The sequence below is a fragment of the Aliivibrio fischeri genome, assembly GCF_009727955.1.
Taxonomy (GTDB): Bacteria; Pseudomonadota; Gammaproteobacteria; order Enterobacterales; family Vibrionaceae; genus Aliivibrio; species Aliivibrio fischeri_A.
This window is the reverse complement of the sequence record NZ_WOBR01000010.1, coordinates 400065-423937: the sequence shown is the minus strand read 5'-3', so window position 1 is coordinate 423937 and position 23873 is coordinate 400065. Positions and strand designations below refer to the sequence as shown.

Below are 23873 nucleotides of genomic sequence, written 5' to 3'. Positions count from 1 at the left end.
GCGAAGTAGAAGATGACTTTGATTCTGAAACGGTAAGCGAAACGTTCAAAATCAAAGTAGAGAACGAAAACGATGCTCCAGAAGCAGAACAAGATCTTGCTTACATCATGGATGAAGATGGATCCATAACATTTACTCAAGAACAATTACTCGAATATGCAAGTGATGTGGATGGGGATGAGCTTATTGCATCCAACGTTCAAGTAGGTGTTGATGCAACAATTCAAGACAATGGTGATGGTACTTTTACCGTTGTTCCTTCAGCAGATTTTAATGGCGAACTTGACCTTACTTTTGATATTAGTGATGGGCAAGAAACCATAAGTAGCGCAATAGCTCTAACAGTTCGTCCTATTAATGATGCCCCCGCACCTGAAGATAAAACGTTTGAAATTGAGGAAGACGGAACTCTTGTATTCTCCGACGCTGATCTTCTTGCTGGTGCAACGGATATTGAAGGGGACAACCTAACCGTTGAAAGTGTGACCTACGATGGTGGCGACGGTATCCTTACTGATAACGGTAATGGTACGTACACCTTTGCGCCCAATGAGAACTTCAATGGAGACGTAAACTTCGGCTTCGATGTATCTGATGGTATCGATACGGTGTCAGCAAATATTGATGTTAGTGTTACTCCTGAGAATGATCCGCCAGTTGCGGGTTCAACGTCCTACACGGTGAATGAAGATAATTCGATTACCATCTCTAATGTACAACTATTGGCAACATCTTCCGATATTGAAGGTGATGTATCCATAGATAGCGTGACTTACTCTGGTAGTGACGGTGTCCTTGAAATCAATGGTAACGGCACTTACACTTTCTCACCAAATGAGAACTTCAGCGGTGAAATTCTACTCGATGTGGTTGTTGCTGATGAAGATGGAGTGACTGACGCGACGACCGCTGGTATCAATGTTCTTGAAGTGAACGATCCGCCAGTTGCAGGCACAACGTCTTACACCATTGATGAAGACTCAGTACTTACTTTCAATGAGTCTCAAGTGTTACTTAATGCATCGGATGTTGAAGGGGGTGTTGAGCTTGTTGGTATTAACTACGATGGTCCTGACGGCATCTTCTCAGTTAATGGTGACGGCACTTGCAGCTTCGCTCCGAATGAAAACTTTAATGGTCAAGTTCAGCTTGATGTCACTATTCGTGATGAAGACGGCGAAGAAGTTGAAACTGTCATCAATGTTGACGTATTGCCAATCAATGATGCGCCAGTATCAGGTGATTTAGCTTACACTATCAATGAAGATAGCTCTATAACGCTAAGTCAAGAGCAACTGCTAGCACAAGCTGGTGATATCGATAGCGACAACTTAGAAGCTATCAATTTATCTACCGATGAAAATGCGACCATCCAACACAATGATGATGGCAGCTATACCATTACACCTAACGCAGACTATAACGGTGACCTAGATCTGAACTTCGATATCATCGATAACGATGGTGGTTCGGTTCAAGTTGGCCTAGATATTACCGTGAATCCGGTTAATGACTTGCCACAAGCGCAAGATCAACAGTTCACGATTGAAGAAGACGGAACGTTACTCTTCACCGATGCTGACCTGCTTGCAGGCGCGTCGGATATTGATGGTGATGAACTGACGATTGAAAACGTGCTCTACACAGGCGCAGACGGTGTTCTTAGTGACCATGGTGACGGCACATACAGCTTTGCACCAAACGAGAACTTCAATGGTGATGTTCAATTCTCGTTTGATGTTTCTGACGGTACTGATTCAACACCAGCTGTTATTGATGTTAGCGTGACACCAGAGAATGATCCTCCGGTAGCGGGGTCGACATCTTACACCGTTCAAGAAGATGGCCAAATCACCATCAGTGGTGAGCAACTATTGGCAAACTCTTCCGATGTCGAAGGCGATGTATCATTATTTGGAGTAACGTACTCCGGTGATGACGGCTCTTTTGTTGATAATGGTAATGGTACTTACACCTTTACGCCAAATGAAAACTTCGACGGTGACATCTCACTTGACGTTGTTGTGGTTGACGAAGACGGTGTAACCGCAACAACAACTGCTGGTATCGATGTTATTGGTGTGAATGATGGACCTGAAACTTCGGGCATTCAGGCTGAGGTAGACGAAGATAACGCCATTACTATTACTCAAGAGCAATTGCTTGCAAATGCAACCGATGTTGAAGGTGATGAGTTAACAGCAACTAACCTACAAACCAACGATCCAGACGCGACCATTGTTGCTAATGACGATGGTTCATTCACCATCACGCACACCGAAAACTTCAATGGTGAATTGGACTTCACATACAATATCAATGATGGTGAAAATGAAGTTCTGACGACACTCGACTTGACAGTTAACCCTGTCAACGATGCACCGGAAGCGGGCGATGAAATCTTCATTCAAGCACAAGAAGACCAAACAGTTGGTGTGACACTTCGTGAAGAACCAACATTACGTTTAGATCAAGCGCCAGAAAACGGCATCATCGAAGCCAATGTAAATGATGAGTGGGTAGTTTTGGAAGTAGGGCAAGAAGTTCCTGCCGACACAGAAGTACGTTTTGTTCCAAGTGAAGATGCTTTAGCAAATGGTACGCATACGACACAAATTGGTACCTTCGATGACAATGCGAGCGTAGATGATTGGGGCACAGAAGTTGATCCATATACTCGTCAATTTTCAGATGGTGATTTGACTGTTACTGTTCAAAGTAACGATGATCCTCTTGGTGCGTGGAACGGTAATACACATATTGGTCACGGTATTGGTGATACTGATCGTCAAGGTTTGAGTGGTGATGAGAAGCTGACTATTTCTGTTGAAGGTCAAGATATCAATGAAATTAGCTTCCACCTAGATGGTCTTGGTGGTTGGTTCATGGAAGAGTCACGCCACTTTACTGAAGTTGAGATCCGCGCCTTCAATGAAGATGGTGACATGATTGACTCGATGACTTATCACAAAGAAGATCGTGGTACTTTCGAGACAGACTACACACTAACCGTTGACCAACCAGTGTCTTACTTTGAACTGGGTACCGTACAAGGTAATGGCACTTACGTTGTTCAAAACATGACGATATCACAAACTTGTCATGATGAGGCGGTGTTCACATCGATTGGTGTAGACGGCTCAGAAATCACTGAAACGATTAACTTAAATATTCATGAAGGTGACAGTGAGATTGAATTAACGGCAGAGCTTCCAAATATCACGATTGATACGGCTGGCTCAACCGATTTTGCTTCTGTAATTATCACTGAAGAGCAACTGTTGGCGCAAGCATCTGATATTGATAGTGATAATCTAGATATCCAAAACCTAGAGCTAGTGGGGGAAAACTCAGAGCATGCAACACTCACCGATAATGGTGATGGTACTTGGACGGTAACTCCGGATGAAAACTTTCACGGTGAAATCGAGCTCGGTTACCAAGTTACCGATGGTGAGCTAACCGACAGCAACATCATCAATATCAACTTCGAATCGGTGAACGACGCGCCAATCGTTTCTGGCCCGATTGTTCTATCGACAGACGAAGATGAAGGTATCACGTTCAGTGCGGATGAATTGCTAGCGAACACCACAGATGTGGAAGGCGATACGCTGTCTATTTCTGACATCACTTACGGTGGTGACAACGGTGAGCTAGTTGATAATGGCGATGGTACGTTTACCTTCATGCCGAATGAAAACTTCAATGGTGAAATCGACATCGACTACAAGGTGTTTGATGGTACTGATGAAGTTGCAACGCACTTAGACTTAACAGTTGTACCTGTCAATGATGTGCCGATTCCGGGTGAGCCATTACACACCCAAATGCTTGAAAATGGCTCTATAATCATTGAAGCGAAAGACTTATTGTCTGGTGCGACCGATGTTGATGGCGATATTCTTCATGTCGAAAACCTATTACTTGCAGACCAAACGCAAGGTACCTTAACGGATAATGGTGATAATACCTTTACCTTCGAACCTGCAGAAGACTTCTATGGTGAAGTGAATCTGACTTTCAATATCAGTGATGGTCAAGCGAGCGTACCAAGCACTGCAACAGTTGACGTTGAAATTGTCAACGAAGGTCCAGAGGTTAGTGGTCCAATTGAAGCTGCAGTTGATGAAGATGGTTCAATCACTATCACTCAAGAGGATCTGTTAGCGAATGCAACCGATGTTGATGGCGATAACCTTGAAGCGGTTAACTTAGCAACCAACGATCCAAATGCGGTAATCGTAGAAAACTCAGATGGAAGCTTCACAATCACGCCAAGTGCTGACTTCTTTGGTGAGATTGAGTTTACTTACGATGTGACTGATGCCATCGAGACAGTTGCAGCTGACCTCAACCTAACTGTAAATCCAATTAATGATGCACCAGATGTGCCTGATATGTCTTTCACTACGGAAGATGGTCAAGCGATTACGATTACCGAAGCTGAATTATTGGCACAAGCAACAGACATCGAAGGCGATGAACTGTCAGTTGTGAATGTGACGAGCGCAAGCGACACGGTAGAAGTAACAGACAATGGCGATGGTACTTATACATTAACACCAGAACAGGGCTTCTTCGGTAATATTGACTTAGCGTTTGATGTGAGCGATGGCACTGATGTGGTTGCCGCAAACATTAACCTAAAAGTTGAGTTCGTTAATGATGCGCCAGAAGCGACGCCAATGGTGGCAGATGTCGACGAAGATGGTTCAATCCTCGTTACACAAGAGATGCTGTTGGAGAGCGCGAGTGACCAAGATGGCGATGAGTTGTTTGCAAGCTCGCTTGAAACTAACGATCCAAATGCAAGCATCGTAGACAATGGCGATGGCACTTACACGGTGACACCTTCGGAGAACTTCAACGGTGATATCGTATTCACTTATGAGGTGAGCGACGGTGAGTTGAGCACGTCTAACGACATGACATTGACCGTGAATTCGGTGAATGACACTCCAATTGTTGCTCCAGGCATCTACCACATTGAAGAGGATGGCAGCATCCTGTTCACACAAGAAGATCTGTTGAGCGGTGCGATTGATATTGATGGTGACGACCTAAGCGTGACCAGCATTAATTACTCTGGTGATGAAGGTACAGTCACCGACAATGGTGATGGTACGTTTAGTTTCGTTCCTGAAGAGCATTTCAGTGGTGATCTGCAGTTCAGTTTTACTGTGACAGACGGTACGGATGAGGTGGAGCAAGACCTTTACATCCACATTGAGGCAGTTGCGGATTCGCCTGACTTAGTTATTACGGATGGAGATGGTATCAACGTTGATGATGAAGCTATTTTGGTTGAGCCAGGCGGCATTGTTGAGCTTAATATTGCGGCTGCACTGGTAGACCAAGATCTATCAGAAACACTAACAGTAACGGTTGATGGTGTGCCAGAAGGTTCCGTAATTAGCTATGATAATGAAGGTGTGCTTAATGACCAAGATAACGGTATCACTAGTTATAGCGATACTGAAATTACGGTGACGTTTGAGGGCGAAACCGCGGGTTATCAAAATACAGCGGGTTATTATAAAGTTGACGAAGACGGTAATATCACGGGTGTTGAAGTCGTTTACGAAAATGCATCACAAGTTAGCGGTGGTGGGGACCTTGTTCCAGGGCAAGATCAGTTCAGTTTCCAAGTTGCGGAAGGGGAAAGCTTTAACCTATTTTTGATTCCAAACGGGTATCAGCACAACGACTTTGATGCGATGCAAGGCGGTCAGTACGAGTTCCGTGCTGCAGATGGCTCGCCTGCGAACATGGATACGGTTGATCCTCAACTTGTCTTCGTTGCGGCAGATGGAACCGAAACCGTGATTCAAGGACAAAATGGTGATGCGATCTTCCATGGTGGTTCAAGCGCTCAGCTAAACCAAGATGGCATTGAGCATACTCGCACGACGATTAATGAAGATGGTGAACTGGTTTACGGCTTTGAAGATTTGTATGGCGGCGGTGATGCTGACTACACAGATTTCAACTTCACAATCGATGTGGGTGAAGTGAACAGCCAAATCTACAGCGGTGAAGTGACAGTTGGCTCTGATGGTACGGTGAACTTACCAACAACGGCTATCGAAAATGCACTACAAATCCAGCTCCCAGAAGATTTTAACGAACAGTTTGAAGTTCATGTAACCGCAACCGCAACAGAGCTATCAAATGATGACTCTGAAACGGTATCTCAAACCATCTACATTAATGCGACAGGCGCGCACATTGAGCACGCACCTGAAGCTCTGCCTGTTGCTGCAACAGTAGAAGAAGATGGCTCTATCATCATTACCCAAGAAGACTTGTTAGCTAATGCTCGTGATCTAGATGGCGATCAACTAACAGCACTTAACTTAGCGACCGATGATGACAATGTGACTATTACCGATAACGGTGATGGTACGTACACATTAACGCCAGATGCTGATTTCAATGGCGATGTTAGCTTTAGGTTTGATGTGTCTGATGGTGATGATATTGTCTCTACCAACCTTGAGTTAACGGTTTCACCAGTGAACGATGGTCCAGAAGCACAAGACCAAGCGTTCATAGTCAACGAAGATGGTGTATTAACCTTCACAGATCAAGATCTATTAACTGGATCTACGGATATTGAAGGAGACGATTTAAGTGTTGAAGGAGTGACCTACACTGGTACAGATGGTGTTCTAACCGATAATGGTGACGGCACATACAGCTTCTCACCAAATGAAAACTTCAATGGTGATGTGAACTTCAGCTTTGATGTGTCAGATGGCACAGATACAGTTCAAGCTAACATTGATGTTAGCGTGACACCAGAGAACGATCCACCAGTCGCTGGTAGCACGTCTTACACCGTTCATGAAGACAACTCTATTACGATCAGCAACGAGCAGCTTTTAGCTAACACTTCGGATATCGAAGGTGAAGTGGCGATTGATAGCGTGACTTACAGTGGTAGTGATGGTGTGCTTGAAATCAACGGTAATGGCACATACACCTTCTCTCCAAACGAGAACTTTAATGGCGAAGTTAGCCTTGATGTCGTCGTTGTGGATGAAGATGGTGCAACGACTGCGACGACAGCAAGTCTTGATGTTCTGCCAATCAACGATCCACCGGTATCGGGCAATTTAGCTTACAGTATTGATGAAGATGGTTCGATTACTCTGACTCAAGAGCAATTGTTATCTCAAGCATCGGATGTAGATGGCGATGACCTAACGGCAAGTAACTTAAGTGCAGGAGATCACGCAACTGTTGTTGATAATGGCGATGGTACCTTTACGGTCACACCAGATGTTGATTTCAACGGCAACATCGACCTAAGTTTCGACATCTCCGATGGTACTGAATCAATTGTGGCAAACGCCGATCTAACGGTTAACCCAATCAATGACCTACCAACCAGCGATGATGTTTATGCTAATGTTGATGAAGATAACATCATTACTATCACGCAGGAGCAGTTACTTGCGAATGCTGCTGATATTGAAGGTGATGAGCTTGTAGCTTCCAACTTAACCTTAGTAGGAGACAATGCGACGATTGTCGATAATGGTGATGGTACATTCTCAATCACTCCAAGCGAGAATTTCAATGGCTACATCGATGTTGCCTACAGCATTAGTGATGGTGACACGCCAATTGCGGCTAACTTAGGTTTAACGGTCGATCCAGTTAACGATGCGCCCATTGTTTCTGCTGATGTGGCGATAACCATTGAAGAAGATGGTTCATACACTATTACTCAAGAAGAACTCCTACAATTCGCGACTGACATCGAAGACGATGACATGACCGCAATTATCGAAGAGCAAGGGGATGAAACAACCGTAACCGGTACGGTGTTGGATGCTGAAACTGGTAATCCAGTCGCAGGTGCTGATGTGACACTAACTGACAGCGCAGGTCATTCATATACAACAGTGACAGATCCGTCTGGTAACTACTCTGTTAGTGGTCCTATCGTTAACCAAGGATCCGTTACTATTGAGCAAGAAGGTTCTATTACGAGCAGCTTCCTTGTTCCTGCGGGCGAAGATGTTAATGGTGGCGTAACCGCAATATCTGAAGTACTTGAAGAAACGGATATGCGCATCGTAGTGACTTGGGGTGAAAACCCTCGAGATATGGATAATCACCTATGGCTTTACGATACGGAGTCTGGAGGGGAATTAGACCATATTTACTACCGCGACATGAGTCACGATCTTGGTGAAGGGAATATCGTTCAGCAAGATGTTGATGACACAAATGGCGGTGGCCCTGAAACTATCACGATTCCAAATTATCAAGATGCTGACATGCACTACTCAGTGCACAACTACACCAATAGAAGTTGGGATGTAGATGGTGTTGAAGATGTGCAGGTTCAGGTGTTTGTTGGTAATACTTTGGTTGAGACCTTTACCCCAGATTTACCTGACAATCCAACAGGTGAACATTGGCATGTATTCGATATCGTGAATGGCATTATTGTTCCAAGTCAAGATGTAGGTAGCGAGAATGCGTTTGATTTACCAACGATAGAAGAGGCGCTAGCCGCTGAGAATGGCATTGATATCTCTGAATTGTTAACCACCGATGAAGGTGATGATTCTGATGATGTGAGTGGTAACGAACCAAGTGTTGGAGATATCTCAATTGAGAATGCACTTATCACTGATAATGGTGACGGTACATATACTATTACACCGGAAGAGAACTTCAATGGTGAATTCTCGATTAGCTATAACGTGGATGATGGCAACGGTGGGGTTACTCCAGCCGAACTAGATGTAACCGTAACAGCAGTCAACGACCTTTCTGTTATTTACGACCATAATTATACCATTAACGAAGATGGGTCATTGACCTTTACTGATGAACAGCTATTGGCTGGTGCAACGGATATTGACGGCGATGACCTTTCTGTCGAGTCGGTTAATTACGAAGGCACTGATGGAGTGTTTACGGATAACGGTGATGGTACTTACTCCTTTGCTCCAAACGAGAACTTCAATGGTAATGTCGACCTAACTTATGCTGTCAGTGATGGTACTGAGGTTGTATCGGCGAACATTGATGTTCAAGTTATTCCAATCAATGACGTACCGGTAGCGGGTTCTACAACTTACAGCGTTGAAGAAGACGGCAGTATCACCCTAAGCAATGCACAACTTCTGGCGAACAGTTCAGATGTTGAAGGGGAAGTGTTTGTCAGTGATGTAAGCTATAGCGGCACTGATGGTGTATTCACGGATAATGGTGATGGTACTTATACCTTCTCGCCAAATGAAAACTTTAACGGTGACATCAGCCTTGATGTGTCTGTTATGGATGAAGATGGCGCAACCGCTGAAACAACGGCAGGCATCGACGTTATTGCCGTTAATGACCTACCAGTTGCTGGGTCAACAACCTACAGCGTTGATGAAGATAACGTGATCACGATTTCTGATGCTCAGCTTCTTGCGAATAGCTCAGACATCGAAGGTGATGTGTCCGTTAGCGATGTTTCTTACTCTGGCACAGACGGTATCTTTATCGACAACGGTGATGGTACTTACAGCTTCGCACCAAACGAAAACTTCAATGGCAATGTCAGCCTAGATGTCACCGTTGCAGATGAAGACGGTGCTACTGCTCAAACGACAGCGGCCATTGATGTTATTGCAGTAAACGATGCACCTGTGTCTGGTGATTTGGCTTATTCAGTGGATGAAGACGGTTCAATCACTCTAAGTCAAGATCAATTGTTGGCACAAGCATCAGATGTGGATGGTGATGACCTTACGGCTGCGAACCTAACCGCAGGTGATAACGCTATGGTTACGGTAAACGATGATGGTTCATTTACCATAACACCGGATGCTGACTTTAATGGCGATATTGACTTAAGCTTCGAGCTTTCTGATGGTACTGAAACGGTTATTGCAACTGCCGATCTTACTGTGAATCCAGTGAATGATATCGCGATTGTTGAAGATGTCGCTTACACCATTGAAGAGGACGGTTCACTTACTTTTACAGATGAGCAACTGCTTGCAGCTGCCTCTGATATTGATGGTGATGAGCTTTCAGTCGTCGATGTTTCCTACACGGGCGCAGAGGGCGTGTTTACTGACAACGGTGACGGTACTTATAGCTTTGTTCCGAACGAGAACTTCAATGGTGATGTAAACCTTGGCTTTACAGTGACTGATGGCACAGAGACAGTCGATGCCAATATTGATGTAACGGTAACGGATGTTAATGACGCTCCGGTTGCGGGCGCTACGTCTTACCAAATGCATGAAGATGGCACCATCACAATCAGCCCAGAGCAGCTAATTGCTAATAGCTCTGATGTTGATGGTGAAGTGTCGCTTGAAAGCGTGTCTTACTCGGGTTCTGATGGCACCTTGGTTCAAAATGACAATGGGTCTGTGACCTTCACGCCAAACGAGAACTTTAATGGTGATATCAGCCTAGATGTGGTCGTGACCGATGATGACGGTGCTACTGCAACAACTACGGCAGGTATCGAAGTTCTGGCTGTGAATGATGGACCTGAATCAGAGGATGTGAACTTAACCACAGCTGAAGATAGCACCATTCTTATCACACAAGACATGCTGTTAGCTCAAGCTACCGATATCGATAACACTGCAGATGAGCTGTCAGCTTCTGGTCTACAAATCGACCCAAGCTTGGGAGAGTTGCTAGACAACGAAGATGGTACTTGGTCATTTACACCTAACGAAAATTTTAATGGCGATGTGCCAATGACGTTTAACGTTAGCGATGGCCAAGACACCATTTCAGTCGACGGCAACATCGATGTTACGCCAGTGAATGATGCGCCTGAGGCACCAACCATTGAGATGCAAGGTGAAGAAGATGTGGTCATGGTGATTGACCCAGCTTATATCGCGGATCAAGTGACGGATCTAGATGGTGACGAGATCAGTATTGAGAGCATCACGGTTCGTGCCCCAGCCAATGCAACCTTAACTCAGCAGCCAGACGGCATGTATCACTTAGTGACTACTCAAGACTTTAATGGCTTGGTAGAACTAGGTTATCAAGCAACTGATGGAGAAGAAGTGGTTGATGGTTCGCTGAATGTGAATGTTATTCCTGTTAACGACGCACCGTTTAATGTCGGTAACGCAATGATGACCACAAACGAAGATGGTGCGTTCACCTTCGATGCTGGCGACTTGATGAACTTGTTCGGTGACATTGATACTGCTGACCTTGTTGTTTCTCGCATTATCACTGCAGACGGTGAAGATGGCGGAGAAGTCACAGACAATGGTGATGGTACTTGGACATTTACACCAACAGGCGACTTCGCCGGTGTTTCTGACCTACAAGTGATCGTGAGTGACGGTGAGTTTGAAACGGTTCTTGATGTTCCTGTGTTTGTACGCCCTGTCGCAGATGGTGCGGTTATTACAACCGACCATGATGGTCCATTAGTGTTCGGTGAAGATGAAACGGGTCACTTGGGACTGAACGTTGGTCTAGTCGATGATTCAGAAACACTAAGTAACTTGGTGATGACAGGCTTCCCTGTTGGATTCGAGGTAACTGATGGTGTGAATACCGTGATGATCACTGAACCGGGTCAATACATCGACCTGTTCGACTGGGATATCTCAAACATTCAAATGACGCCGCCTGAAGACTTCCATGGTGAGTTCTTCGTAACCGTAAGCGCAACAACGGTTGATTACGGAGATGAGCCAGAAGCGTTTGAAGATGGCATCGATTCAGGTGATTTCGAAACCCTAGCGGGTGATTCAATCATCCTAACGGCGGACGACCTAATAGGGTTGGCTGAGAATGTGGATGCTGACAGTGATGATGAAGTGAAACTGGTTCATCTTGCCGACCGCAGCCAAGGTGAGATTGTCGATAATGGCGATGGAACTTGGACGTTCACACCAGCACCGGGCTTTACTGGCGAAGCAGACATTGCTTACGTGGTCGATAAAGATGGTGTGCTTCATGATGAGCAAACGGGCGTGGTCGTGAAAGAGGGCGATTCACAAGAGAATGCAACACCAGAAGTTAACAGCATCACAACGACGGAAATCGCAGCGGATGCAACCTTGTCGTTCACTGACGAAGACATGTTAGCGAACTTGAGCGATGCAGAAGGCGATAGCTTGAGCATTGAGTCAGTGAGCTTGATGGAAGGTCAGGGCGTAATTGAGAGCGATAACCAAGGTAACTATCAATTCACACCTGCTGAAGATTACACCGGAGATGTTCAAGTTGGGTTTATAGCAACCGATGGCGAGAATCGCATCGAAAGCTTCTTCAATGTGGATATCCAAGCTAGCGATGAAGCAGCAAGTGAAGGTTATGCCCTAGCTGAAGATGGCTCACTAACTATCACAGAGTCTCAGCTGGTGGATGAGTTAGGTGTTAGCGATACCGCACAAGTTGTTGATGTTGCAGACGCGAACGATGCCGGCTTCTTCGCTGAGTCTGGCGAAGGTGAGTGGACATACTGGCCAAATGAAGACTTCGATGGCAACTTAGCGATGAATGTCGATGTTAACGATGGTGGTGAAGTATCGAGCCATAGCTTGAGCATCCAAGTGACCGATGACTCAGCACAGAGTGATGAACCACAAGTACAAGTTGCTCAAGCAACAGAAGAGCAGCAAGTAGAAGTCGCGCAACAAGCTGATGACCAAGCTCAAGATACTGAAGGTGAAACTGAAGACAGTGCTGCAGATGTAACCGCGGCACCGGGCGATACTATTTCTATCTCGATTCCAGATGAGGTGAGTGGTAATGAGTCGGTTGATTACGCTGAAATGTCTGGCTTACCTGAAGGTTCAACTGTGAGTAACGCGCTGGATAACGGTGATGGTAGCTTCACAATCAGTGGTAACTTGGAGCAGTCGGTATCGGTAGAGCTTCCTGAAGGTTATGAAGGCACTAGCGAAATCCAATTCCAAGGTTACGACGAGTTGGGTAGCTCAATAGAGGGTGCTAGTGGTTCTATTGAAGTTGAGGTCGATGATCAATACACTATGCAAGGTTCTACCCAAGAGCAGCAACCTGATATGGCAGGTATGGAATCAGGTGGCAGCGACTGGACAAGTGCGGGTGGTCAAGACCAAGGTGTTGACTTCACGGACGACTCTGGAAGCTTCGATTCAGATTCTCAAACTGGAACCGAGCACAGCAATGATATTGATACGTCAATTTAATTAAAGTGTTAAAAGGGTGGCGTAATGTCACCCTCATAAACTATGTAACTATTTGTTTTTGTGGTTTTTATAGCAGTCTATTTGGGGCATAGATGGTCGGTCCTATAATAATTATATGTGTTGAATTAATAGGTTAGTGACAGTGATTAATATAGAAATGTTAGAAGAAATGTTCGATGGCGATAAAGAAATAACTCAACAAGTGTTTGAATTATATCTTGTCGATAATGCCGCAATGGGAGACACCATACTCGAACAATATAAAGCAAATGACTTATCAGGATTATTTCATACTGCACATTCGCTTTCAGGTGCTTTAGGGAATTTATGTGAGATGGATATTTTATCGGCGATACAAGAGGTTGAAGCAGCAGCGAAAACAGAAAGTAGGCCAAATAAAGATACAATAAACACAATTGTCGAAGGATTAAATAACATAAAAGAACAAATGGAGAATCATTTAGCCAATATTAGTTGAACACTACACTTTAGTGAAAAGTATGAAATTTATACTTTTGATTATAAAAGAAAAATTATTGATGTGAGCAATTCAAAAGCCACGTAGTACTACGTGGCTTCTTTATATTAATTATTTGAGTTTTCTATCTGCAATAATAGAGGGATCTTCTGGGGTAAAGAAGAGTTAAATGCTTGCGATGGTAATTCATTATTAATATCTATATGAGCATGTAATTGTTTTAATATCGTATCTCGACGTAGATTTAGCTCTAATGAAAGTGGCATTTCGTTAATTAAATCTATTGTTTTGTTTAAATTATTAGGAAGATCTTGGCTTAATTTAATAATTTTTTCTAAAAAACTAATACACAATTCAGAAGAGTAGGGATGACGTTGCAATTCACTCGACAGTTGATCAAATGTTGGTTGTTCAATTTCAAGGCCTGAAAGTTTTTCTACTGTAACGGATAAGTGAGCTATAGATTGAATTAACTCAGCATCATTCTTTAATGTATTAAGACAATCGCGGCAATAATTATCTAAATTTGTTTTTGTTTTCAATACAGCATTGACCTTAGTCATAAGCCAAAGCTCACCAAAAAAAGAAAGTAAATATACTAATTCGATCAATACAATAGTATTGAGTTGGTGCAGGTTATCATAAAATGAGGTGGTGGCTCTTAAGGTTAATCTTTTCGCTTTTGCTATATGCCCCTCTTCAATTAAACGTTTACTTATTGAGTAATTGTATAAAATATTTAGCTGCACTTTTTGTTTGTCAGTTAGACGGTACTCACAACGACGTACGAAGTTTTTTTGCTCTAAAATTAATTGTTTTTTATCTATTTCTGATGTGGTTTGTTGAATGTAACTATTAAAATAACTCAAACATTCAGATAGATAAGAACACCAACTCGGAGAAGCAATAGGTAAATGACTTGCAAGTAGGTGGCTTGCTTTTAGAAATTCACTTTTGTCATTACATATTAAAGATAACTTTAATACGGATAGTGAACGGTGTGGAGATCTTGTTGTTAAAGCTAATGCATTTAAAGCTGAGTTTAATGATTCTTCATAATGTTGAATATTTGTTTGTAATAAACTCAAAAAATCAAACGCTTGAACGAATAATGGATGCTTTTCGCAAAGTTGTGTTGTTGCCTCTATTAAGCTAAGTGGCTGCATTAATTTTTTTTCGTTTTGTACTTTTAAACGCGCCAGAATGTAGTTTTTTCTATTACTAAACGTTGTTTCATATGTCAGCTTTAACAGAAGGTTTTTATCGTGTTCATAGAGAAAATCAATAAGAAACAGGTCGAGTTCAACTATATTTTTATGAGCAGCGATTGACACTGCTGTGGACAATAGCTCTTCATGTTTATGTTGTTCTAAAAGTTTATATAGCTTTTTAAAAAGTTGATATTCAGAAAAGGCATTTTGTACTTTTTTTTGTAGTGTAGCTTTATTTATTGGTTTACATAAATAATCTCCTCGTCCTTTTGAAAGTGTCCCAATAACTGTTTGTGTTGTGTTATCTCCAGATACAGTAATGACTCTTGCATAGGGAGATACAAACCCTTTTTCTTTGAGTAAATCGTGTAATTCTGAACCATTAATTGCTTGTTCAAGATGAAAATCGATGAAGAGTAATGCGTATCTTTTTTTTGCACAGCATTTTATGGCATCTTGATATGAGTAAGCTTTATCTATTTGTGTAAAACCAAGTTGTTTGATTAATTGAAATAAATACATGGACGATATCTGACAATCATCGACGATCAGTATATCGAAGTTTGACAGATTGAGAGTTCCCGATGTTGGGTTAAAAGCCGAAGTCATGCATTATCCTTATTTTATTGTCATAATTTTTTCTAATAAAATCTCTTTTTTGAAAGGTTTTGCAATAAAGTCATCCATCCCTGATTCATAGCATTTGGATATATCTTGATCTAGGATACTGGCAGTTAAAGCGATGATAGGAATTTTCCTTCTTTTTTGTGCTTTTTCTACTTTTCGGATTTCTTTTGTTGCTGTAAATCCATCTTTTATAGGCATCATACAATCCATAAGAATGATGTTGTATGCCTTGCTGTCCGTGAATTTTTCAACAGCTTCTTGTCCGTTATTTGCTATATCAAAAGTGTATCCTGAATTACCAAGAAACAAAGAAGCCACTTTTTGATTAACAAGATTATCTTCAACAATGAGTATATGTTCCTTGTTTAATTTTTTTACTCCCTTTGATTCTGTCGAACTTAAAGAACTGGAATAGAGTATATTGTTGATAGATTCTAAGTTTTCTAAATGGATACTTAATGAATTTTCCAAAGTTTTAATAAAACGATGCCCTAAAATTGGGAAAGTAACTAATCCATCAATAATTGAATCCAGTGCACTGATTCGACGTTTGTGTTTTTGAGCAAGAACTAAAGGCGTATTTAAATGCTGGTTATGAATTTTGATTAATTTATCTCGGCAGTTTTCTTCTAGGCAGCTAGTTACACAGTATAAGATAATCGCTTTACTACTATCAAAAATAGTAATTTTGTCAGTTGCTTTTTTTATAATTATGTTTTTAATATGATAGCGATGTAGTTCTTGAATTAATTGCTTAGATAATCCTGAATTATCATCAATTAATATGAACGTTAGCTGTTTAAGCTTTTCTGGTGCTTGGATTTTTTTATTAACAATATCGGTTTTTAGGCGAAAAGAAAAACAGCTTCCTTTTTCAGGCTCTGATTCAATATCGAGAGTTCCTCCCATTAGGTCTATAAGTTGATTGGTAATTGTTAACCCCAGTCCTGTACCTCCAAATCGTCGAGTAATGGAGCTGTCGCCTTGCGTAAATGGATTAAGTATATTTTCTTTAATATTTGTATTGATACCAATACCTGAATCTTTGACTGAGATGGTTAAGCATCCCTTATTCCCCATTAAAAATGAAAAATCGATAGAAATAGAAATAAACCCTTTTGGTGTAAACTTCATCGCATTAGATGTTAAGTTCATTAAAACTTGTTTTATTCTATGTTCATCAAGAGTGAGATAATTTGGTACATTTGGAGAAATATAAATATGTAAATCTAGATTTTTTTCCGTTGCTTTTGCGATATCAATTGAAAGGGTATCAAATATAATTTCACGTATATTGGTTGGTTGAGTATAAATTGCAAAATTTCCAGCTTCAATTTTGGATAAATCTAAAATATCGTTAATTAAAATTAACAAAGTTTGTGATGACGTTTCTATTGTATTGAGGTAATCCAGTTGAATAGGACTGAGTTTGGTTTCAGCTAGAACACTCGACATTCCTATGATTCCGTTGAGAGGAGTCCTTATTTCATGTGACATATTTGCAAGAAATGTTGTCTTGGCCTGGTTTGAGTTCTCAGCCTCTTCTTTAGCGAAAATGAGAGATTCTTCATTTTCGCTACGTTTAGTAATTAATTTATTAATCTTTCTTGAAAAAAAGGAGAGTTCATCTTTCCCATCTGTAGGCAGTTTTATACTGTAATCATGACTTCTTTCTATCTTACTCATTGACGAATATATTGATTTTAAATAGGAGCGAATTCGTGATGATAGAGATACGCCAATAATAGAAATGAACGAAAATACAGAGATGAGTAAAATGATATGGCTAGCAACTATTATCTGATGACGTTGTAATTCGTTTTTAACCTCTTGATTTAATTCAGATAAGGTAGTATTAACGGCCGTTTTAGTAAGAGATAAATAGTTATCGATGTTGATTTGAGATGCTTCTTTTGTACTAAATGCTTTTTTCAATTCTTGAAGATCTAAATTGAAGTTTTTAACTTGATTTAGTTCTTGTGAATATAAAAGTTGTTGATAATAAAAGCGATCTATTTGCTTTTTAATCTGTTGAGATGGTGATTGGAAACTTAATTGAGTATACCAATTTTCATTTAAGGCCCAATAGTTGATTAGTTCTACTCTGTGTAATAAAGCTAGTTTTTCCTTAATGTTATCGAACTGAGTTATTGTGCTTTTTTTAGTTAAAATATTATACACCTTACTAAGGTTGCTCATTTGTAATTCAGAACGATTGATGATGTCATTTAGTGAGTTATTTTCACTGGAAATACGGTCTAAATTGTTGATAGCATTATGTAATTCTGCAGAATCTGCATTCGTTGTTTTGAGCAACATGGTATTTATGTAAACGTCGGTATTTGTTTTTATTGCCGAACTGTTTCCACTAAACAATAAGTTTTCTCGTTCAAAATGCATTGAATTCGTGTAGGAAAATAATAGCTTATTTAACTCTAAATTATTCTGGATAGAGTTTAGGTTGTGGATGTTTTTTATTTGATGATAGATTTCTTTACTTGAAAATAAGCATAGAAGAAGTAAGGGAGTAAAAGTAATGATTAAAACCCTTGATTTAATAGAAAAATGATTCAGTAGCGCCATAAACAATCCTTGTTCTAAGAGCCTAAATGAAGACTTATGATTAAAGCATAGGATAAAAAATAGAAAAACAGATAATTATTGTTTGTTTTTATGTGCAGGTTATTGTTCTTAATATCAATTATTAATTTATTTTAAAGTTGGTTAGGGAAAGGTTTAAGTTATTACTCTAAATGATATTTGAATGTAATTGTGACTTTGTCGTTTCGATTTGTGATGATATTTCTATTGTCTATATTGTAAATAATTAAGGTGTCAATATATTGTCGTCTTAATATTGAGATTTTGTGTTAATTAGTTGTGATCATCACAACAAATTTATCTTTTTTTCGATAAAAAATAGTTTACGGTATTGCTGCTTGTTAGTGTTTGTACCATAGTTTATTTACAACTGAAAAAACAGTTGATAACAATAAATATAAAACAGCTAGGTACAAGGACATGTTATGGCTTATGCAAAATTAGATATAAAAGCCTGTTCAGAGCAGGAATTAAAAGATTCATATTCAATATATTTGAAAGAAATAAATCGTTATCAATTACTTACAGCAAAGGAGGAACTGATTTATAGCAGACTTTATAAAAAAGGGGATATGTCAGCAAGAAATAAATTAATCGAATCTAATTTGAGGCTTGTTGTTAAAGTTGCTAATAAATATAGAACGAGAAATCAAACAGATTTAGCGATTTTGGATATTATTGAAGAAGGCAATTTAGGTCTTATTAAGGCGATAGAAAAATTTAATCCAGAATTAGGTTATCGTTTTTCAACTTATGCAGTGTGGTGGATCAGAGAATCTATTGAGAGCGCGCTTTTTAATCATTCTAGAACCGTTCGCCTTCCTGTGCATATAACAAAAGAGTTAAATACTTATCTTAGAGCTGCCCGTGAATTATCTAAATCTTTAAAACGTGAACCTTCAATTAAAGATATTTCCTCTTATTGTGAAGAAGAACAAATTAAAGTAAGTAAAATCATAAGCTTAATACCTAGTCAGCTTACTTGTCATTCGGCAAGTAGCGATGAGACTCCGCCTAAGTTTCTTGAACTTTCTTCGAAGGATAGAGCTCTGGAACCCGATAATTCTTTATCTCAAGATAATTTAGAGAAGAATCTATCTTCTTGGATTAATTCACTTAACTATAGAGAGAAAGAAATCATTATTAATCGATATGGGCTATTTGGATGCAAAGTTAAGACCTTAGAAGATTTAGGTAAAGATTTAGAGCTATCAAAGGAAAGAGTAAGACAAATACAATCTGAGACACTCATTAAATTGAATACTATTTTTAAGAAAAATAAATTGGATTTAGAAATAGCTTTAGGCTAGTACTATTCTTTTTTAATGTCATAGATATGTTGAGGTTGTATTTATATGGATAATGACGTTATTTTGAAATTATTATTGTTTGCTAATGTTGTTTCTTTAGTTTTATTATCTAAAGGTGTTTATGATATTATAAAAAATAATGTTCTTTCAAAGAAGATCTTAACATCTATATTGCTTCTTATTTATTTTATAGGTTTTATTTATATTGAGAATTATCTTTTAGAAAAAGGGATAAAAAATAATATAGATTTATCAATGCTAATTAGTGTTACATTTTTAACACAATTAGCATTTGTCTTCATATTAGTGACAAATAAAATAAAACAAAATATTAGTAATCAAGAACAACGTAATAACGCTACAAATAAATCAAAAATTTATAGAACTGCCATTGAAGGTAGAATTGAAAGTCGTATTCCATTTAACTTAACTAAAATTAAGATTCAGAATCATAGAACATTGATTGAATATTCTTCTGGTAAAACGTTTAATAGCATATTGTCCTATGCTTCCTTGCTAATTAAGAAACATCGTAATGATCGGAATGTATCAATTTTCCATGATAATAATGAAATATTAATCATTGGTAATTTAACGAATAAAGATAAGATCAATAGCATTGCTTTAGAAGTGTATGAATTATTAATTCAACCTATTAAAATGAAAGGAAAGAATTTTATTCTCCAGCCAATTATAGGTAATGTGATTTATTCAGACGATATTGATTGCGTAGATGAAATGCTAAAGCGAGTCGATATCGCTTGCTATAAGGCCAAAAAATTAGGTTTAGTTATAGATTTTTATTCAGAAAATTATGCGCAATCTATTAATGATGAAGTGAACATCTTAAGCAAATTAGTTCATGCGATCCCAAATAAAGAGTTTGAACTGTATTATCAACCAATCGTAAATACTATGGATAAAACGCTACATGGCTATGAGGCACTGATTCGCTGGCCACAAAAAGATGGAAGTATGATACCTCCTGACAAATTTATTTCGATTGCAGAAAAAAATAATTATATCAAGGGGATAACTCAATGGGTTGTGAGTCAGGTTACCTTAGATATTATTCGCTTGAGAAATGATAATTTGAATTTTCAAGTTCATATCAATATATCAACATTGGATTTATATGACGATGATTTATATAATCAATTATTTGATATGGTAGCAAATAAGCATCTTGAACCATCAAGTATGATTTTAGAAGTAACAGAGAGTGCTTTAATGTCAGATGTTGATGCGGCTTACTTAATGCTCTCTAAGCTATCAGAGTTAGGTTTTTATATTAGTATTGATGATTTTGGAACTGGGTATTCGTCTTTATCTTTGTTAAGAATACTGGCATTTAATCAAATTAAAATTGATCAATCTTTTATTCGCAATATGGCCATTGGTAATAGTGATTATGCAATTGTTGCATCAACGATTTATCTTGCTCATAGTTTAGGCTGCAATGTTGTGGCTGAAGGTGTTGAAGATGAGCATTTGTTTTCTGAGTTACAAGAGCTAGGTTGTGATTATGTACAAGGGTATTATATTAGTAAACCATTGGATATTGATAGCATCATAAATTGGTCATTGAAGTTAATTGAAAGAGAAAAAATGTCAGCTATTGCCTAGTATGATTTTCAACTTATAGATTATATTCGACTCTTCTCCCATACATTGAAAGGTATGGGAGAATTTTGTTAACCATTTAAATAATCCATCATTTGTTGTTTTATTTTTGCTAGTTCAGAGATAACCGACTCTATAGAGTGTTGATGAGGTGTATCATGGTCTTTGCAACTGACTTCAATTGTTTTAATTAAAGGCAAAATATCTTCTTCACATAAATTGCTTAATGCCCCAAAAAGGGTATGAAAAGTGCGAAATAATTCAGGTAATTTATTGTTTTTATATTGTTCTTCTATTGTATCTGAAAGCGTCGAGTGTTCTTCTAGATAAAGTTCAAACAATTGGCGAAGGATCTCTTTATCGCCATCAAACATTTCTTCTAATATGCTAATATTAATCACTATTATTCACCCATTGATTTTACATATTTTAACTATAGAAGATAAATAATAAAAAATATATCATTTATAAACAATAAGTTAAGATTTTTTTATGAATCACATTTTCTCAATGAAAATTATGGTATCAATGAAACAGAGGTTCTTATATGGAAGTAGGTGATATATGTTAACTGAACCAAAAATTTTAATTGCAGAGGACGAACCTGTGAGTCGTCTTGTATTGCAGCGATTATTAAAGGCATTCACGTGTATTTCAGTTACAAATGGACAAGAAGCTCTGGATGTTATCCATCAAGAACATATAGATTTGGTGTTATTGGACATTCATATGCCTATTATGGGCGGCTTTGAGGTAATTGAGAAACTTAAAAATAATGAAGCAACGAAAAATATTCCAATTATTGTTATTACCGTTAATCAATCTATAGAAGATGAAATCCGTGCCTTAGATCTTGGTGCTGTTGATTTCGTAACCAAGCCATTCCACGCTGTTATTTTACAAAAACGCATTCGTAACCAACTTGCGCTTAAACTTAAATCAGATTTATTAGAGAAACATGCGTCCTTAGATGGATTAACGAATTTACTTAATCGTCGTATGTTTGATTTTGATTTAGAAAATCGATGGGCTGAAAGCCAACGCTTAAAGGGGAATCTTGGATTAATTATATTTGATATTGATCATTTTAAACTTTTTAACGATAACTATGGGCATTCGGCTGGGGATGAGGTGCTTATTAGAGTCGCTAAAGCTTTAATGAGAACCTTACAAAGGAAAACGGACAGAGTTTACCGCTATGGTGGTGAAGAATTTACTTTAATCCAATTTGATACCGATCTTGAACAGTTAAGACAGACTGCAGAGTTATTACGTCAATGTATTTATGATTTAAACATTACGCATGAATTTTCATCGCATGGTAGAGTAAGTATCAGTGTTGGCGCTGCTTTGATTAATGCGGAATCTATTAAATCGGAACAATTTTTACTAGAAATCGCCGATCAGCAGTTATATAAAGCAAAAAAACAGGGGCGCAACTGCGTATCGTTAATAAGTAATTGATAAATGGATATAATTCATTCAATTTTGCGTAAATTACATCAGTTTGGCTTTTTTTTAATCAAACAAACATTTTTTTTCAAAAAACACTTGCGCCCGATCTCATTTTCTCTATAATGCGCGACATCACTTGATGAGGCAGTTGCTTCAGATGGTCCCGCGGAGGGATGGCTGAGTGGTCGAAAGCACCGGTCTTGAAAACCGGCAAGGGTTAATAGCCCTTCTAGGGTTCAAATCCCTATCCCTCCGCCACTATTACACTGTCGAGCTTATAGCTTGATAGTAAAAAGATAAAGTGTGCCGACTTAGCTCAGTAGGTAGAGCAACTGACTTGTAATCAGTAGGTCACCAGTTCGACTCCGGTAGTCGGCACCATCTTTTCTCTCTATGAGATACAATCTGTTCCCTTTTAGTTCAGTCGGTAGAACGGCGGACTGTTAATCCGTATGTCGCTGGTTCAAGTCCAGCAAAGGGAGCCACATTTAAGAACGCCGCTTGATAGCTATATCAAGCGGCGTTTTTGCATTTAAGCCATTTATTACATTGGTATAAAGAACAAATAAAAAAGCCTCTTACTACTCGCATATGTAAGAGGCTTTTTTGTATCTAATCAATAGTACTAAAGTGACTAATTTTTACTGGCTTCAATTAATTTGTTTGTTTCTAGTTTTTCTTTTAACCATAAGCCCGATGTTTTCATCGCGTAAGCAAATATAACACCTAAAATTAATGATGGAATGACAAGCTGCCAATTCCCATTGGAAGCAAAAGTAGCGCAAGAACCAATAAAGGTCCCAGGAATAAAGCTTAGCCATGATTTTTTAGCTTGAGCACACATAAAGAAAGCAACAATGGCAGTAATGATATAACCAAGGATCTCTAAGCTCATCATGGATGATAATTTTATGATCACCATAGCCCAAAAAACACCGCTTAAATTTGTCGCAATACTTAATCCTATACCTTTAATGCCATCAATAGGGGAGGCGAAGTAGGTAGTACATCCTAAAAATCCGGCCCAACTTAATAAACCTAAGCTTATGGCTACCCAGCCCCAAACTCCTGAAAGAATACCTGTGGTAATTGCGATTGCAATCAATGTGCTCATAACTTTGCCTGTGTTGTCGTTTGCTAATTCGTAATAATAGTGATTTCTTGAAATTATTTTAGTGATGTAAATCTCTTAAAATGGCTATGCTTACATCTGTTTTCTTTTAGATTGAGATAGCAATCGATTACGGTGATATTTAAATTAATTTATGAATATATTTAGTTATTTTGGAATAAAGTTTCATATAGTTGTAAAACTTTATTTCAAAGTAAATTAAGTCTATTAACACCAATTATATGCAGCGTTTGTCGTAAAATTTTGTAT

Annotated in this window: 8 protein-coding genes, 3 tRNA genes and 1 pseudogene; 8 read left to right on the top strand and 4 right to left on the bottom strand. The window is 39.1% G+C overall.

Features of this window, described 5'->3' with window-relative positions; genetic code table 11:
* Positions 1 to 62: 62 nt before the first annotated feature.
* Together GNP81_RS15010 and GNP81_RS15005 are read left to right on the top strand one after the other, a co-directional pair.
* Positions 63 to 13187 (top strand): annotated as a pseudogene (locus tag GNP81_RS15010) (tandem-95 repeat protein); the annotation flags it as partial.
* Between the two features lie 142 nt (positions 13188 to 13329).
* Entirely contained in the window at positions 13330 to 13665 is a 336-nt protein-coding gene (locus GNP81_RS15005; RefSeq protein WP_336495481.1) for an Hpt domain-containing protein, read from the top strand.
* 107 nt (positions 13666 to 13772) lie between these two features.
* Here GNP81_RS15005 and GNP81_RS15000 read toward each other — a convergent pair whose 3' ends face one another.
* Together GNP81_RS15000 and GNP81_RS14995 are read right to left on the bottom strand one after the other, a co-directional pair.
* Entirely contained in the window at positions 13773 to 15398 is a 1626-nt protein-coding gene (locus GNP81_RS15000; RefSeq protein ID WP_236798244.1) for a response regulator, read from the bottom strand.
* 96 nt (positions 15399 to 15494) lie between these two features.
* On the bottom strand, positions 15495 to 18086 hold the full coding sequence (locus GNP81_RS14995) for an ATP-binding protein (protein ID WP_155673920.1): 2592 nt from the start codon (positions 18084 to 18086) through the stop codon (positions 15495 to 15497).
* Between the two features lie 443 nt (positions 18087 to 18529).
* On the opposite strand from GNP81_RS14995, the gene GNP81_RS14990 reads away from it, so the two are divergent.
* The gene (locus GNP81_RS14990) at positions 18530 to 19414 is read left to right on the top strand and encodes a sigma-70 family RNA polymerase sigma factor (protein WP_155673919.1); all 885 of its coding nucleotides are present in this window, start codon (positions 18530 to 18532) and stop codon (positions 19412 to 19414) included.
* A 45-nt stretch (positions 19415 to 19459) separates the two neighbouring features.
* On the top strand, positions 19460 to 21040 hold the full coding sequence (locus GNP81_RS14985; protein WP_155673918.1) for a putative bifunctional diguanylate cyclase/phosphodiesterase: 1581 nt from the start codon (positions 19460 to 19462) through the stop codon (positions 21038 to 21040).
* 68 nt (positions 21041 to 21108) lie between these two features.
* Here the strand turns inward: GNP81_RS14985 and GNP81_RS14980 are convergent, their stop codons facing one another.
* Positions 21109 to 21438: an Hpt domain-containing protein gene (locus GNP81_RS14980; protein ID WP_336495482.1), complete on the bottom strand. Its 330-nt coding sequence runs from the start codon at positions 21436 to 21438 to the stop codon at positions 21109 to 21111.
* A gap of 163 nt (positions 21439 to 21601) precedes the next feature.
* On the opposite strand from GNP81_RS14980, the gene GNP81_RS14975 reads away from it, so the two are divergent.
* From GNP81_RS14975 to GNP81_RS14960, 4 genes are all read left to right on the top strand, one after another.
* Positions 21602 to 22501 carry a GGDEF domain-containing response regulator gene (locus tag GNP81_RS14975; protein WP_155673917.1) on the top strand — a complete coding sequence of 300 codons (900 nt, stop codon included), beginning with the start codon at positions 21602 to 21604 and terminating at the stop codon, positions 22499 to 22501.
* A gap of 158 nt (positions 22502 to 22659) precedes the next feature.
* Positions 22660 to 22750: transfer RNA gene (locus GNP81_RS14970), tRNA-Ser, on the top strand.
* 47 nt (positions 22751 to 22797) lie between these two features.
* Positions 22798 to 22873: transfer RNA gene (locus GNP81_RS14965), tRNA-Thr, on the top strand.
* Between the two features lie 28 nt (positions 22874 to 22901).
* A tRNA-Asn gene (locus GNP81_RS14960) sits at positions 22902 to 22977 on the top strand.
* A gap of 149 nt (positions 22978 to 23126) precedes the next feature.
* Here the strand turns inward: GNP81_RS14960 and GNP81_RS14955 are convergent.
* Entirely contained in the window at positions 23127 to 23606 is a 480-nt protein-coding gene (locus GNP81_RS14955) for a DUF1097 domain-containing protein (protein WP_155673033.1), read from the bottom strand.
* Positions 23607 to 23873 lie beyond the last annotated feature (267 nt).